Annotated in this window: 12 protein-coding genes and 2 pseudogenes; 9 read left to right on the forward strand and 5 right to left on the reverse strand. The window is 73.8% G+C overall.

The annotated features are described in order from the left end of the window. Nucleotides 1–47: 47 nt before the first annotated feature. Nucleotides 48–1,088 carry an ABC transporter substrate-binding protein gene (locus ACE7GA_RS13400; RefSeq protein WP_376087188.1) on the forward strand — a complete coding sequence of 347 codons (1,041 nt, stop codon included), beginning with the start codon at nucleotides 48–50 and terminating at the stop codon, nucleotides 1,086–1,088. Nucleotides 1,089–1,158: 70 nt separating this feature from the next. Here ACE7GA_RS13400 and ACE7GA_RS13405 read toward each other — a convergent pair whose 3' ends face one another. Both ACE7GA_RS13405 and ACE7GA_RS13410 read right to left on the reverse strand, forming a co-directional pair. Further along, a complete protein-coding gene (locus ACE7GA_RS13405) occupies nucleotides 1,159–1,407 on the reverse strand; it encodes a hypothetical protein (protein WP_376087190.1) in 249 nt (82 codons plus the stop codon). A 71-nt stretch (nucleotides 1,408–1,478) separates the two neighbouring features. Then, complete coding sequence (locus ACE7GA_RS13410; protein ID WP_376100263.1) at nucleotides 1,479–2,555, reverse strand: TerC family protein; 1,077 nt, start codon at nucleotides 2,553–2,555, stop codon at nucleotides 1,479–1,481. Nucleotides 2,556–2,775: 220 nt separating this feature from the next. On the opposite strand from ACE7GA_RS13410, the gene ACE7GA_RS13415 reads away from it, so the two are divergent. From ACE7GA_RS13415 to ACE7GA_RS13450, 8 genes and pseudogenes are all read left to right on the forward strand, one after another. Continuing rightward, on the forward strand, nucleotides 2,776–3,162 hold the full coding sequence (locus tag ACE7GA_RS13415) for a DUF4112 domain-containing protein (RefSeq protein WP_376087192.1): 387 nt from the start codon (nucleotides 2,776–2,778) through the stop codon (nucleotides 3,160–3,162). Nucleotides 3,163–3,229: 67 nt separating this feature from the next. Beyond that, nucleotides 3,230–4,825: a leucyl aminopeptidase gene (locus ACE7GA_RS13420; protein WP_376087194.1), complete on the forward strand. Its 1,596-nt coding sequence runs from the start codon at nucleotides 3,230–3,232 to the stop codon at nucleotides 4,823–4,825. A gap of 135 nt (nucleotides 4,826–4,960) precedes the next feature. After that, nucleotides 4,961–5,641 (forward strand): hypothetical protein, encoded by a 681-nt coding sequence (locus ACE7GA_RS13425; protein ID WP_376087196.1) that lies wholly within the window; start codon nucleotides 4,961–4,963, stop codon nucleotides 5,639–5,641. Then, the gene (locus ACE7GA_RS13430; RefSeq protein ID WP_376100265.1) at nucleotides 5,605–6,330 is read left to right on the forward strand and encodes a M17 family metallopeptidase; all 726 of its coding nucleotides are present in this window, start codon (nucleotides 5,605–5,607) and stop codon (nucleotides 6,328–6,330) included. The genes ACE7GA_RS13425 and ACE7GA_RS13430 overlap by 37 nt, the downstream gene beginning before the upstream one ends. Nucleotides 6,331–6,396: 66 nt before the next feature. Then, complete coding sequence (locus ACE7GA_RS13435) at nucleotides 6,397–6,996, forward strand: hypothetical protein (protein ID WP_376087198.1); 600 nt, start codon at nucleotides 6,397–6,399, stop codon at nucleotides 6,994–6,996. Between the two features lie 3 nt (nucleotides 6,997–6,999). Further along, nucleotides 7,000–7,456 (forward strand): annotated as a pseudogene (locus tag ACE7GA_RS13440) (DNA polymerase III subunit chi). A 102-nt stretch (nucleotides 7,457–7,558) separates the two neighbouring features. Next, entirely contained in the window at nucleotides 7,559–7,813 is a 255-nt protein-coding gene (locus ACE7GA_RS13445) for a hypothetical protein (RefSeq protein WP_376087200.1), read from the forward strand. 49 nt (nucleotides 7,814–7,862) lie between these two features. Then, complete coding sequence (locus tag ACE7GA_RS13450; protein WP_376087202.1) at nucleotides 7,863–8,438, forward strand: chloramphenicol phosphotransferase CPT family protein; 576 nt, start codon at nucleotides 7,863–7,865, stop codon at nucleotides 8,436–8,438. Between the two features lie 49 nt (nucleotides 8,439–8,487). Here ACE7GA_RS13450 and mutL read toward each other — a convergent pair. The 3 genes and pseudogenes from mutL to pgi all read right to left on the reverse strand — a co-directional run bounded on the left by mutL (nucleotide 8,488) and on the right by pgi (nucleotide 12,797). After that, nucleotides 8,488–10,370, reverse strand: a pseudogene (gene mutL / locus ACE7GA_RS13455) (DNA mismatch repair endonuclease MutL). 73 nt (nucleotides 10,371–10,443) lie between these two features. After that, nucleotides 10,444–11,184, reverse strand: a complete 741-nt coding sequence (locus ACE7GA_RS13460; RefSeq protein ID WP_376087204.1) for a metallophosphoesterase family protein — start codon at nucleotides 11,182–11,184, stop codon at nucleotides 10,444–10,446. Continuing rightward, a complete protein-coding gene (pgi, locus tag ACE7GA_RS13465; protein ID WP_376087206.1) occupies nucleotides 11,181–12,797 on the reverse strand; it encodes a glucose-6-phosphate isomerase in 1,617 nt (538 codons plus the stop codon). The genes ACE7GA_RS13460 and pgi overlap by 4 nt, the downstream gene beginning before the upstream one ends. Nucleotides 12,798–12,876 lie beyond the last annotated feature (79 nt).

A 12,876-nucleotide genomic window follows, 5' to 3' on the forward strand; every position in this document is an offset into this window, starting at 1 on the left:
GGCATGGGCCTTGCTTAACTTTCCTCCATCTTACCTGGAGGCCACCCATGACCCCCACCCGCCGTCGCCTTCTCGCCGCCCCGATCCTGGGTGCTGGCGCGGCCTTGCTGGCCACGCCGCGCCTGGCACGCGGGCAGGCCACGCTGACGCCCGTGCGCTTCTGCCTCGACTGGTCCTTCCAGGGGCCGCAATCCTGCTACCTCCTGGCGATGGACCGTGGCTACTTCCGCGACGAGGGCATCAACATCACGATCGACCGCGGCTTCGGCTCCGGCGACACGCCGGTGAAGGTCTCCTCCGGCGCCTACGAGTTCGGCGTCGGTGACGTCTCTCCGGTCATGCGCCTGCGGATGACGACGGCGGGCAGCGACATCGTCACGCCCTTCGTCCTGCAGCAGGGCTCGCCGGTCGCTGCGATGACCCTGCGCCGAACCGGCATCACCACGCCGAAGGGGCTGGAGGGCAAGCGGATCGCGGCACCGGAGACCGACACGGGCCGTCAGATGTTCCCGGTCTTCGCGAAGGCGGCGGGGATCGACGCGTCGCGCATCTCCTGGCTCTCGGTCACGCCGCAGTTGCGGGAGCCCATGCTGGCCCGCGGCGACGCGGACGCGATCACGGGCTTCGAGACCTCCGGCGTCTTCTCCCTCATGGCCGTGAACGTGCCGCGGCCCGACATCGTGTCCATGCGCTACAGCGACCACGGCGTGACGCTGCTTTCGACCGCGCTGCAGTGCCGGCGCCCCTATGCCGAGGCGAACCCGCGCATCGTCACGGGCATGATCCGCGCGATCATCCGCGGCCACCTCGACGCCTTCCGCGAGCCGGATGCCGCGATCGCCGCGCTGCGCCGCCGCGACGCGACCGCGCCCGCGGACCTGGAGAAGGCACGCCTGGTCGCGAACTTCGAGTTCATCCGCACGCCGGAGGTCGCCTCGGGCGGCTTCGGCAACCTGCCGATGCCGCGCATGCAGGCCGCCATCGACACGATCCGCGAGGCCTTCGGGATTGCGGCGCCGCTGCGGGCCGAGGAGTTCTACATGCCGCAGTTCCTGCCGCCGGAGGAGGCGCTGCGCTTCGCGGCCTGAGGGGCGGGCGGACCCGGGGAGGGCGTCTGCCTCCCCGGACCATCCCGGAGTCACCCGCACCAAACATCCCTCACGTCGCCCGCCCGGACAGGAACGGCCGCGCCCCCGCGATCGCCGCGGCGCAGCCCGGCGTCGCCTCCGCCACCACCGCGATCCCGTCGCGCCAGCCCAGCGCGACGCCGGCCGCGGTGGACACGCCCCACCACGGATCCTCCGCCGCCCGGTTCGCCAGCGCCGGCCCGGCCGCCGTCGCGCGCAGCGTCCGAGTTCGCCGACCACGGCGGGCGGCGCGCCGAGCGCATTCAGCCGCGTCGTCCACTCCGCCTGCATCGGCTCGATCACGAAGAAAGTCAGGAGCCAAAGGAAGAAGTCCTGGAGCATCGTCGCCTCCTATCGGCTGGACGGTGGGTTGCGGATCGCGCCGCGGGGCGTGACGGGTTCCCCGCCGCCGGCACCGCGCGTCTTGAGGAGCGAGTAGCCCACACCCGCCGCGAGGATGCCGAAGGTGACGCCGAGCGAGAGGGCCGGCGGGAGCTTGTCGAGCCCGAACAGGTCGGCGAGGAAGACCTTCGACCCGATGAAGATCAGCACGACCGCCAGCGCGTATTTCAGGTAGTGGAACCGGTGCACCATCGCGGCGAGGGCGAAATACAGCGCCCGCAGGCCGAGGATGGCGAAGATGTTGGACGTGTAGACGATGAACGGGTCCGTCGTGATCGCGAAGATCGCGGGGACGCTGTCCACGGCGAAGATCACGTCGGCGATCTCGATCAGCACGAGCGCGAGGAAGAGCGGCGTCATGAACGGCGCCGTGCGCCCCGGCCGCCTGGGGTCGGGGAGCCGCACGAAGAAGCGCTCCCCGTGGTGGTCCTCCGTCACGTTGAACCGGCGCTTGACGAAGCGCAGCGCGGGGTTGTTGCCCACGTCGTATTCCCGGTCCGCGAAGACGAGCATCTTCACGCCCGTCGCGATGAGGAACACCGCGAAGACATAGAGGACCCAGCCGAATTCCGACACGATCGCGGCGCCCAGCCCGATCATGACCGCGCGAAGCACGATCACGCCGAGGATGCCCCAGAACAGCACGCGATGCTGGTAGATCCGGGGCACGGCAAAGAAGGCGAAGATCATCGCGATGACGAAGACGTTGTCCATCGCCAGCGCTTTCTCGACCGCGAGGCCGGTCAGGTATTCCATGCCCGATTGCGCGCCGAGCGCCCACCAGACCCAGGCGCCGAAGAGCAGGCCGAGGCCGATATAGCCGGCCGAGAGCACGAGGCTCTCCCGCACCCCGATCTCGCGGCTATCCTTGTGGAGAACACCGAGGTCGAGGACGAGGAGGGTGGCGACGATGCCCATGAAGGCCAGCCACATCCAGGCCGGCTTGCCCAACCAATCCGAGAAGAGGAACGCGAGTTCCACAAGTGCCTCCGATGATGCCGGCGCGACGGTGTCGCGATCCGACATCGCGTCCGCGCCGGCGGCGGACACCAGAGGGGCCCGGATCAGGGGTCTCGCCGGAGGACATGCGGAAGCGCCGCCGCGGTTTCAAGACACCGCTCACGCTTGATCGTGCGGGGCGACGCGACCACCTCCCGTCACAGAATCCGGGCCCCTCTGGCGGCGTGTCGCCGCGATGTCGGATTCCGTTCCCCGCCGCGACCGGCGGGGAGAGGAGGAGCCGATCGTGTCCGTCCCTGCCGTCCCGTCCATCCCGCTCGCCTTCCGCGGGCTCTCCGCGGCGGAGCGCGTCGCGCGGGTCGAGCGTCTCGCCCGTCTGCTCGACAGCGCGGTGCGCATCCCCTTCACGCCCATCCGCTTCGGTGCGGACGCCGCGCTGAACGTGATCCCCGGCCTTGGCACCGCCGCGACGATCGCCATGTCCGCCTGGATCATCTGGGAGGCGCATCGTCTCGGCGTGCCGAAGGCGACGCTGCTGCGCATGGCCGCGAATGTCGGGTTGGACTCCCTCGTCAGCGCGGTACCGGTGCTGGGCTGGGTGGGGGACGTCTTCCTCCGCTCCAACCTGCGGAACCTGCGCTTGTTGAAGGATCACGTGGCGGTCCCGCGGTAGCGCGGGCGGCGCGGGGTGGTAATCTACCCGCCCCCGCCATCTCCGCCCCAGGATTCCGGACCGCCGCATGCTCGACATCGCCTTCGCCAAGGTTCCCCCGTCCGGCCTGCCGGAGAGCGGTGCGCTCGTCCTGCCCCTCGCGGAGGAGGATGTCGGGGCCTCCGGCGCGACCTGGCACGACTGGGACCGGCAACTGGGCGGCACGATCGGGCGCGCGCTGCCCGCGGCGGAGTTCAAGGGCAAGCGCGGCCAGACCCTCTCGCTCTACGCACCGGGCGGCGGGCTCTCGCGCGTTTTGCTGGTGGGCCTGGGCAAGCGCGCCGACCTTGACGCCAAGGACGTAGAGGCGGCGGGCGGCAGCGCCGCGGCCGCACTGGCGCCCGAGGACCACGCGGCGGTGGATGCGCGCGCGCTGGAGGCGCATGCGGCGGACCTCGCCATGGGCGCCGTGCTGCGCGCCTGGCGCTTCGACCGCTACCGCACGAAGGAGAAGCCGGAGGACAAGCCGAAGCTCTCCGCCCTCAAGATCCTGACGGACGACCCCGCCGCGGCGAAGGCCGCGTGGGCGCCGCGCAAGGCCGTGGCCGAAGGCGTGTTCCTGACGCGCGAGCTGGTTTCGGAACCCGCCAACATCCTGCACCCGCCGGAGTTCGCCGACCGGCTGGAGAAGCTGCGCAAGCTCGGGCTCGACGTCGAGGTCCATGGCAAGAAGGACCTGGAGAAGCTGGGCTTCGGCGCGATGCTCGGCGTCGCCATGGGCTCGCAGCACCCGCCGCGCATGGTCGTCATGCGCTGGAACGGCGGGGAGAAGGACCAGAAGCCCATCGCCTTCATCGGCAAGGGCGTGACCTTCGACACCGGGGGCATCTCCATCAAGCCCGCGGGCGGGATGGAGGACATGAAGTGGGACATGGCGGGCGCCGGCACCGTCGCGGGGCTGATGGCGGCGCTCGCCGGCCGCAAGGCGCGCGCGAACGTCATCGGCATCGTCGGGCTGGTGGAGAACATGCCGTCGGGCACCGCGCAGCGCCCGGGCGACGTCGTCGCGACGGCGTCGGGACAGACCGTCGAGGTCATCAACACCGACGCGGAAGGCCGCCTCGTCCTCGCCGACGTCATGTGGTGGTGCAAGCGGACCTACGACCCGCAATTCATGGTGGACCTCGCGACGCTCACGGGCGCGATCATCATCGCGCTGGGTCACGAACATGCCGGCCTGTTCAGCAACGACGAGGCGCTGGCGGGCCGCATCCTTGACGCGGGCAAGGCAGTGGGTGAGCTCGCGTGGCGGATGCCGCTCGGCGACGCCTACGACAAGGGCCTGCGCTCCGACATCGCGGACATGAAGAACGTCGGCGGGCGGCCCGGCGGCTCCATCACCGCCGCCCAGTTCATCCAGCGCTTCGTGGATGGCTGCCCCTGGGCCCACCTCGACATCGCCGGCACGGCCTGGAGCACGAAGGACGCGGCGACGGTGCCGAAGGGCGCGACGGCCTGGGGCGTGCGCCTGCTGGACCGCCTCGTCGCCGACCACCACGAAGGCGTGCCGGCAGCGCCCGCCCCGGCCGATGATGACGCCGCGGCCGTCGCCGGTGGGGGCGCGTCCCCCGCGGCCCTCGCCGAGGGCACCGCGACCTCCACCCCTGAAACCGGGAACCGCTGACCCCGCCGTGGTGCGTCGCGGCGTGACGGCAAGGCGGGCGATCCGGCGGGCCGCCGCGCCGTGCTGACCTTCCGCCTCCGCACTGCCCCGCGCCCGGATGCGCCCCTGGCCGTCCCGGTCGCAGAGGGTGCCCCGGTGCCCGCCCCCTTCGCCGCCGCGGCGCGGGCGGGCGGCTTCACCGGCGCGGCGGGCCAGTCGCTGCGGCTCGCGGACCCGCCGGCGCTCCTCGTCGGCATCGGCGCGCCGACCGCCGCCGGCTTCGAGGCGGCGGGCGCCCTCGCCGCCTCCTGCCTCGCGCACGACTCCCGCGCGACGCTCGACGCCCGGGGGCGCGCGCCCTGGGCCGTCGCGGCGCTGGCGACGGGCGCAGGGACGCGGGCGCACCGCACGGACCACCTGCGTTCCGCGCCGAAGGCCGGGCTCGACCGGCTCGACCTCTGGGTCGAGGACCCGGGTTCCTGCGCCCCCGCCCTGCGTCGTGCGGAGGCAGCGCTCGCCGGCGCCAGCCTCGCCCGCACCCTCGCGGCGGAGCCGGGGAACATCCTGACACCGCGCACCTTCGCCCGCCGCCTCCGCGCGCTGGAGGAGGACGGCATCACCGTCCGCGTCCACGGCCGTGACGCGCTGCACCGGATGGGCGCGGGCGGCCTCCTCGCCGTCGGCAGCGGATCGGCGGAACCGCCGCGCCTCGTCGTCCTGCGCTGGAAGGGTCGAGGCGGGAAGGGGGCGGCCGCCCCGTCGTCCTCGTCGGAAAGGGCATCACCTTCGACACGGGGGGCATCTCCATCAAGCCGGCCGCCGGCATGGAGGCGATGAAGGCCGACATGGCCGGCGCCGCCGCCTGCGCCGGGGCCGTTCTGGCCTGCGCCCGCCGGAACTCGCCCGCCGCCGTCACCGCGGTCCTCGCGATCGCGGAGAACGCGACGGGCGCCGCCTCCTACCGCCCGGGCGACGTGCTGCGGATGCTGTCGGGCCGGACGGTCGAGGTCGTGGACACCGACGCGGAAGGCCGCCTCGTCCTCGCCGACGCGCTGGCCTTCGCGCGGGCCCTGCGCCCCCGCGCGATTCTCGACGTCGCGACGCTCACGGGTTCCATCGTCACCGCCCTCGGCCATCACCGCGCCGGGCTCTTCGGCAACGACGATTCGCTGCGGGACGCGGTGCTGGCGGCCGGCGAGGCGGTGGGCGAACCCCTCTGGCCCATGCCGATCGGGCAGCGGCACCGCGAGGACCTGGCGAGCGACATCGCTGATCTCCGCCACTGCCTCCCCGCCGGCGGCGGCGGTCCCGGCTGGTTCGCGCGCTTCCTCCCCGATGCCTGCCACGCCGCCGCCTTCCTGCGCGACTTCGCGGCGCCAGGGGACGCAGAGGGGGCGGGCCGCACATCCCCTGGGCGCATCTCGACATCGCCGGAATGGACCTCCGGGCGGAGGACGACGAGGCCGGCCCCTATCCCCTGCCACCCGGCCCCACCGGCTTCGGAGCCCGCCTCCTGGACCGGCTGATCGAAGCGCGGTTCGAGCGGGCATGACGCCCCCGCTTCCGCTATCCTCGCCGCGGGAGACCCCGCCATGACGCCTCGCGCCACGCTGCTTCTCGCCCTGATGCTCGCCCCGCTGCCGGTCCTCGCGCAGCCGACCAAGGGTCCGACCGCGCCGCCTCCGGCGACGCGTCCCGCCCCGCCCGAACTGCCGCCCGACCTTCTGTCGTGCACGCGCCTGCAGGGCGTCACGGCCGACCCGAACGCGCGGGACGCGGAGCGCACGCGCGCCCTCCTCCGCGACGGGCGCGTCGCGACCATCGTGCTGGACCTGCCGGGCGGGGTGGTCACACGCACCGACTTCTCGCCCGGGCGGCGCGACGGCACCTCGATCCGCCTCATCGCCTTCCCGCGCCCCGGGGCGCCGGGGGCGGCGCCGGCCGGAGCATGGAACACGGTCTTCAACCTCGCGACCGTGCAACCCGACGGGAACATCCTCGTGGAAACCTGGCTCGGCTACACCGACCGCGCCGCAGCCCCGCCCGTGCACAACTGGTACCTGCTGCGCTGCGAGGCCGGCCCGGCCCCAGGGGGAATTCCAGGGGGAATTCCAGGGGGAATTCCAGGGGGTATTCCCGGGGGCATTCCGGGATCCGCCCCCGGCGGCGCCCGCCCCGGCGCGAAGGGCTGAGGCGTGGCGGAGATCGGCTTCTACCACTTGACCCGCACGCCGCTGGAGGCCGCGTTGCCACGGCTGCTCGGCAAGGTCCTGGCCTCGGGCGCGCGGGCGGTCGTGCGGCTCGGCGATGCGGAGCGGCTGGCGGCGCTGGACGCCTCGCTCTGGCTCTCGACGGACCCGGACTGGCTGCCGCACGGCACGCCGGCGACGGGCGACCCGGACCTGCAGCCGATCTGGCTGACGCTGGCCTCGGAGGGGAGGGGAAGCGCCGAACGGCGCCCGCCACCTCTTCCTCGCCGACGGCGCGGAGGTCTCCGACCCCGGCACCTTCGACCGCGTCTTCGACCTGTTCGACGGCACCGATGCCGCGGCCGTCGCCGCGGCACGCGCGCGCTGGCGCCGCTGGAAGGAGGGCGGGCATGGCCTCACCTACTGGCAGCAGGGCGAGCGCGGCTGGACCAAGAGCGCCTGATCCCATAGCGCCGTCCCGTGATGGCGCAGCCGTGACCCTCGCGCGGCTTGCCGCCTCGGCACGCCCCTGCCAACTGCCCCCCACCATCCGGAGATCGGCACCATGTCCGACGACGTCGAAGACGCCCCCCGCAAAACAGTCGCGCAGCTCATCGAGGAGCTGAAGCGGCTCGACCCCAACCGCCCCATCGTCTTCGGCGTGGTCCTGGATTCCGAGGACGACGACGAGGACAGCGAGGTCGAGATCTACGACATGGACCTGATCCGCGAGATCGAGGGCGAGGACGGCCCGGGCTATGTCATCCTCTGCGACCTCCGCGAGGACGAGGAAGACGAGGAGGACGACGAGGCAGCCTGACCGCCTCGCCCGATCCCGCCGCCCCGGGCCGCGTGCTACGGGGCGGCCCATGCCGGGTTCCGTCATCCTCCTCCACGGCCCCTCCAGCGCGGGGAAATCCACCCTCGCCCGTGCGATCCAGGCCGCGATGCCGGCGCCCTTCCTCCGTTTCTCGCTCGACCTCTTCCTCTTCGGCGACGCGATCCTGCCGGCGCGGCGGGACCGCGAGGGGCCCTTCAGCCGCGCCGCCATCCGCCCGCGGCTGCAAGACGGCTATTACGGCTGCCTCGCCGCGCTGACCGCGGCCGGCAACGACCTCGTCCTGGACGTCATCATCGAGGACGACTGGCAGGCGCGGCACCTGTCCGCCGCGCTGTCCGGCCGGGACGTCTTCACCATCGGGCTCCATTGCCCGCTGCCGGAACTGGAGCGCCGGGAGCGCGCCCGCGGCGATCGCCCTCCCGGTGACGCGAGGCGCGACCTCGTCCTGCTCGACCGCTACGGGCCCTACGACCTGGACGTGGACTCGTCGCTTCCGCCGGAGCGCAACGCGGAGGCGGTGATCGCCGCCTGGCTCGCGCGGAGCTCGCCTGGCCGCTTCCAAGCCCTTGCGGATCGCGTGGCAGGCGCCGCCCCCTCGGCCTGAACGGCGACACCAGCCCGGCGACGGCGGGTCCGGCCCGCCCGGACCGGCGCTACGTCCGCCCGAACATCCGCGCCAGGACCTCGCCCGACAGCCGCAGGAACGTCGGGCGCCCGTGCGAGCAGGTGGCGGCGCGCGGCGTCGCCTCCATCGCGCGCAGCAGCGCCGCCATCTCCGCCGGGTTGAGGCGCCGCCCCGCGCGGACGCTGCCGTGGCAGGCGAGCCGCGCGACGGCCGCGTCAAGGCGCCGTTCGAGGGCGGTGCTCTCCTCCCACTCCGCCAGTTCCGCCGCGATGTCGGTGAGCAGCGGGCCCGGCTCCGGCGTGCCGAGAAGGGCCGGGAGGGCACGCACGAGGACGGCACCCGGCCCGAACGCCTCGACCTCCAGGCCGAGGCGCGCGAGGTCCTCGGCGCGCCCTACGACCCGCGCGGCATCGGCCGCCGGCATGTCCACGACCGCGGGCATCAGCAGGGGCTGCGACCGCACGCCGCCCGCGACCAACTGCACGGAGAGGCGTTCATGGGTCAGCCGCTCATGCGCGGCATGTTGGTCCACGAGGACGAGCGCGCCGTCCGGCGCCTCCGCGACGATGTAGGTGTCGAGGAACTGCGCGACGGGCCGGCCGAGCGGCCCCTCCGGGACCGGCGCATCGCCCGGGGTCGGCCAGGGCTGCGGCGTCATCGGCAGGGACAGCCGTCCCTGGGTCGCCGGCGCGGGCGGCGGCGCGAGCCAGCCCGTCGCCTCGGCGAAGCCGGGCCGCACTGCGACGGCAGGGGCGGTCCCGCCATCCCATCCGCCGACCGGATCGTCGAACCGGCCGTCGGTGCCCGCAGGCCAGGAGACCTCGGAGGCGTCCCCCACCCCCAGGGCCGTCCCGTGCAGCACGATCCCGCCCCCCGCCACGGCAGGACCCGGCGCGGCGTCCGGCGCCGCCCCCGCCGCGACGCCGAGCGCCCGCCGCAGGGCGCCGATCAGCGCCCCCCGCACGCCCGCGGCGTCGCGGAAGCGAAGCTCCGTCTTCATCGGGTGGACGTTCACGTCCACCACCTCGGGCGAAACCTCGAGGAACAGCGCGGCGACGGGGTGACGCCCCGCGGCGAGCACGTCTCGATAGGCGACGCGCAGCGCGGCGCGCAGCATCGGGTCCCGCACCGGGCGCCGGTTGACGACGAGGTGCTGCTCCGCCGCGGTCGCGCGGGAATGGGTCGGCAGCGCCGCGAGGCCGTCGAGCGCGAGGACGCCGTCGAGGTGCGGCCAGCGCCCCTCGACGGGTACCGCGGCGGCCGCGAAGTCGCGGCCTAGCAGGTCGCGCGCCCGCCCTGCGCGGTCGGAGGGCGCGACCTCCAGCGCCACGCGCCCTTCCACCGTCACGCGGAAGGCGACCTCCGGCCAGGCGAGGGCGAGGCGGCGCACCGCCTCTACCGCCGCCGCGGCCTCGGTGCCCGGGGTGCGAAGGAACTTTCGTCGGGCGGGCGTCGCGAAGAACAGGTCTCGCACCTCGACCCGCGTGCCGGGCGGCGCGGCGGCGGGGCGGACCTCGCCGACGCGGCCACCCTCGACCGACAGGGCGTGGGCATCCCCGTCGCGCGGCCGGGTCGTGAGGGTCAGCCGCGACACCGCGCCGATGGAGGGCAGCGCCTCCCCGCGGAAGCCGAGGGTCGCGATCCGGAACAGAACGGATTCGTCCGGCAGCTTCGAGGTCGCGTGCCGCTCGACGCAGAGCGCGAGGTCGTCCGGCCCCATCCCCGCCCCGTCATCCTCGACGAGGATGCGGTCGGACCCGCCCCCTCCAGCGTCACCGCGATCCGGGTGGCGCCGGCGTCCAGCGCGTTCTCAACCAGCTCCTTCACCGCGGCGGCCGGGCGCTCCACCACCTCGCCGGCCGCGATGCGGTCGGCGGTGGTGGGGGCAGGCGGCGAATCAGGGACATGCAGTGGGGCAGGGGTGGCCCGGCGCGGTGGCCGGCGCAAGTTAGCAGGCGGGATCGTGAGAGGGGTTAACGACCCGTCAGGGAAAGCCCGTCGCGAGGGCCGACGCCCATTCCTTGCGCCCGGCCAGCCGCGCGACCTCCGCCGCCGCGTCCCAGTCATAGGTCAGGGCGCGCCAGGTCGCCGCCCAGCCCCGCGGCGTTCGGTCGAGGAGGGCGTAGCGCGCATGGGGCGTGCCCGCGGAGAAGCGGTAAGGGAAGGGCTCGTCGTCCTCGAAGCCCTGAAGGCCGACGGAACCGGGATTCACGACCAGCGGCCCGCCGGGCAGCGCCACCGCATCGGGCCGATGCGAATGGCCGCAGAGGACGAGCGTCGCGCCGCCCGGATCGCCCAGCCGTTCAGCGATGTCTTGGGCCGAGGCGCGCACCAGGCCGCGCTTGCGCGCCGCGTCGTCCAGCAGGAGTTCGGTGTCGTCGTCGGGGCAGCCGTGAAGGCAGAGCACCTCCGGCACCGGCCGCAACGTGGCCGGCAGGGCCGCGAGCCAGGCCAGGTGGTGCGGCGCCAGCCCCGCATGCGCCGCACGGTCGGAGGCGCCCATGCCCTTCGCCGGCGGATGGATCAGGTGCCGGTCGTGGTTGCCGCGCACCGTCGGGAAGCTGCGCGCCATCAGCAGGTCCGCCGTCTCCGCGGCCTGGAGCGGGCCGGACACCGTGTCGCCGAGGTTGACGACGAGGTCCGGCGCGAAGCCCGCCAAGTCGTCCAGCACCGCCTCCAGCGCAAGGAGGTTGCCGTGCACGTCGGCGATCGCGGCGATCCTCACGCGCGGAGCGCCGCGATCTCGCGGATCAGCGCCGCCGTCGAGGGATCGTGCACGCCCGGCGCCGCGCCGGGCGAGAGGTCCGGCAGCAACGCCGTCGCCAGGACCTTCCCCAGTTCCACGCCCCACTGGTCGAAGGCGTTCACGCCCCAGAGGGCGCCGAGGCAGAAGACCTTGTGCTCGTAGAGGGCGACGAGGGCGCCGAGCGCCTGCGGCGTGAGGCGCGGCAGCAGGATCGTCGTCGAGGGCCGGTCACCGGGGAAGAGCCGGTGCGGCAGGACGGCCGCGATGCGGTCCGGGGCGATGCCCGCCGCCTGCATTTCCGCCCGCACCTCCGCCGCGTCGCGGCCACGCAGCAAGGCTTCGGCCTGGGCGAGGCCGTTGGCGAGGAGTTGGCGGTGGTTCTCCTCGAAACCGTGGTCGGGATTGGCGACGAGGACGATGTCGGCGGGGACGGGCGTCGTGCCCTGGTGCAGCAACTGCATGAAGGAATGCTGTGCGTTCGTCCCGGGCTCCCCGAAGATGACCGGGCCGGTGTTGCGCGGGACCGGCGCGCCGTCGAGCGTGACGCGCTTGCCGAGGCTCTCCATCTCCACCTGCTGCAGATGGGCCGCGAAGCGGGACAGGCGTTCGTCATAGGGCAGCACGGCGCGGGTCGGGTATCCCAGGCCGTTGACGTGCCAGACCTCGGTCAGCGCCATCAGCAGCGGCAGGTTCTCCGCCTCGGGCGCGGAGAGGAAGTGCTCGTCCATCGCGCGCGCGCCGTCGAGCAGGCCCTGGAACACGTCCCAGCCGCAGGCCATCGCGATGACCAGCCCCACCGCGGACCACATCGAGAATCGCCCGCCGACCCAGTCGCGGAAGCCGAAGACCTGCTCCTCCGGCACGCCGAAGTCGCGGGTCGCCGTCAGGTTTGTGGAGAGCGCGACGAGCTGTCCGCGGCGGGATTCGCCGAGCCAGTCGCGGGCGAGGCGGGCATTCGCCATCGTCTCCGCCGTCGTGAACGTCTTGCTCGCGATGAGGACGAGCGTGCGGTCGGGGTCGAGGCCGTGCCGCAGCGCCTCCCAGGCATGGCCGTCCACGTTGGAAAGGAAATGCGCGCGCATCGGCATGCCGTGACGCCACAAGGCCCGCGTCGCCATCTGCGGGCCGAGGTCGGAGCCGCCGATGCCGATGTTCAGCACGTCGGTGGTGCGACCCTCGGCGTGGGTGCGGGCGACGAAGCCGCGCATGGCGTCGAGCGTGTCGTGGACGGCGGCCGACGCGTCCTCCGACCCTGCGTCGCGCCCCTGGAGCGCCGGGACACGGAAGGTGCCGCGCGGGGCGCGCAACGCCACGTGCAGCACGGCGCGGGCTTCCGTCGCGTTGACCGCCTCGCCCCGTGCCATCGCGTCGCGCGCGGCGAGCACGCCCCGCGCGCGGGCCAGGTCCAGCAGGGCGCCGCGCGCCTCCTCCGAGACGCTCGTCTTGGACAGGTCGAGCAGCAGGCCGGCGGCCCGATGGGTGTGACGGGCGGCGCGGCCCGGATCGGCGGCGAAGAGCGGGCGGATCGCGCGCCCGGCGGGCGCGCGGGCCTGCGATTCCACGCGCGCCCAGGCCTCGTCCGCAGCCGTCATCCGCCGTCCCTCCGCCGTGCCGCCCCGACCTTACGGGCGCGGCGCGGCGCGGGGTAGCCGGTCAGAGGTCGGCGAAGAA

The sequence above is a fragment of the Roseomonas sp. CCTCC AB2023176 genome (assembly GCF_042259275.1).
Lineage (GTDB): Bacteria > Pseudomonadota > Alphaproteobacteria > Acetobacterales > Acetobacteraceae > Roseomonas.

Excerpts from the sequence above, each read along its gene's own strand:
- ACE7GA_RS13435 (WP_376087198.1), top strand. The coding sequence starts at position 6,397 with ATGACGCCTCGCGCCACGCTGCTTCTCGCCCTGATGCTCGCCCCGCTG.
- ACE7GA_RS13410 (WP_376100263.1), bottom strand. The coding sequence starts at position 2,555 with ATGTCGGATCGCGACACCGTCGCGCCGGCATCATCGGAGGCACTTGTG.
- pgi (WP_376087206.1), bottom strand. The coding sequence starts at position 12,797 with ATGACGGCTGCGGACGAGGCCTGGGCGCGCGTGGAATCGCAGGCCCGC.
- ACE7GA_RS13445 (WP_376087200.1), top strand. The coding sequence starts at position 7,559 with ATGTCCGACGACGTCGAAGACGCCCCCCGCAAAACAGTCGCGCAGCTC.
- ACE7GA_RS13420 (WP_376087194.1), top strand. The coding sequence starts at position 3,230 with ATGCTCGACATCGCCTTCGCCAAGGTTCCCCCGTCCGGCCTGCCGGAG.
- ACE7GA_RS13400 (WP_376087188.1), top strand. The coding sequence starts at position 48 with ATGACCCCCACCCGCCGTCGCCTTCTCGCCGCCCCGATCCTGGGTGCT.
- ACE7GA_RS13450 (WP_376087202.1), top strand. The coding sequence starts at position 7,863 with ATGCCGGGTTCCGTCATCCTCCTCCACGGCCCCTCCAGCGCGGGGAAA.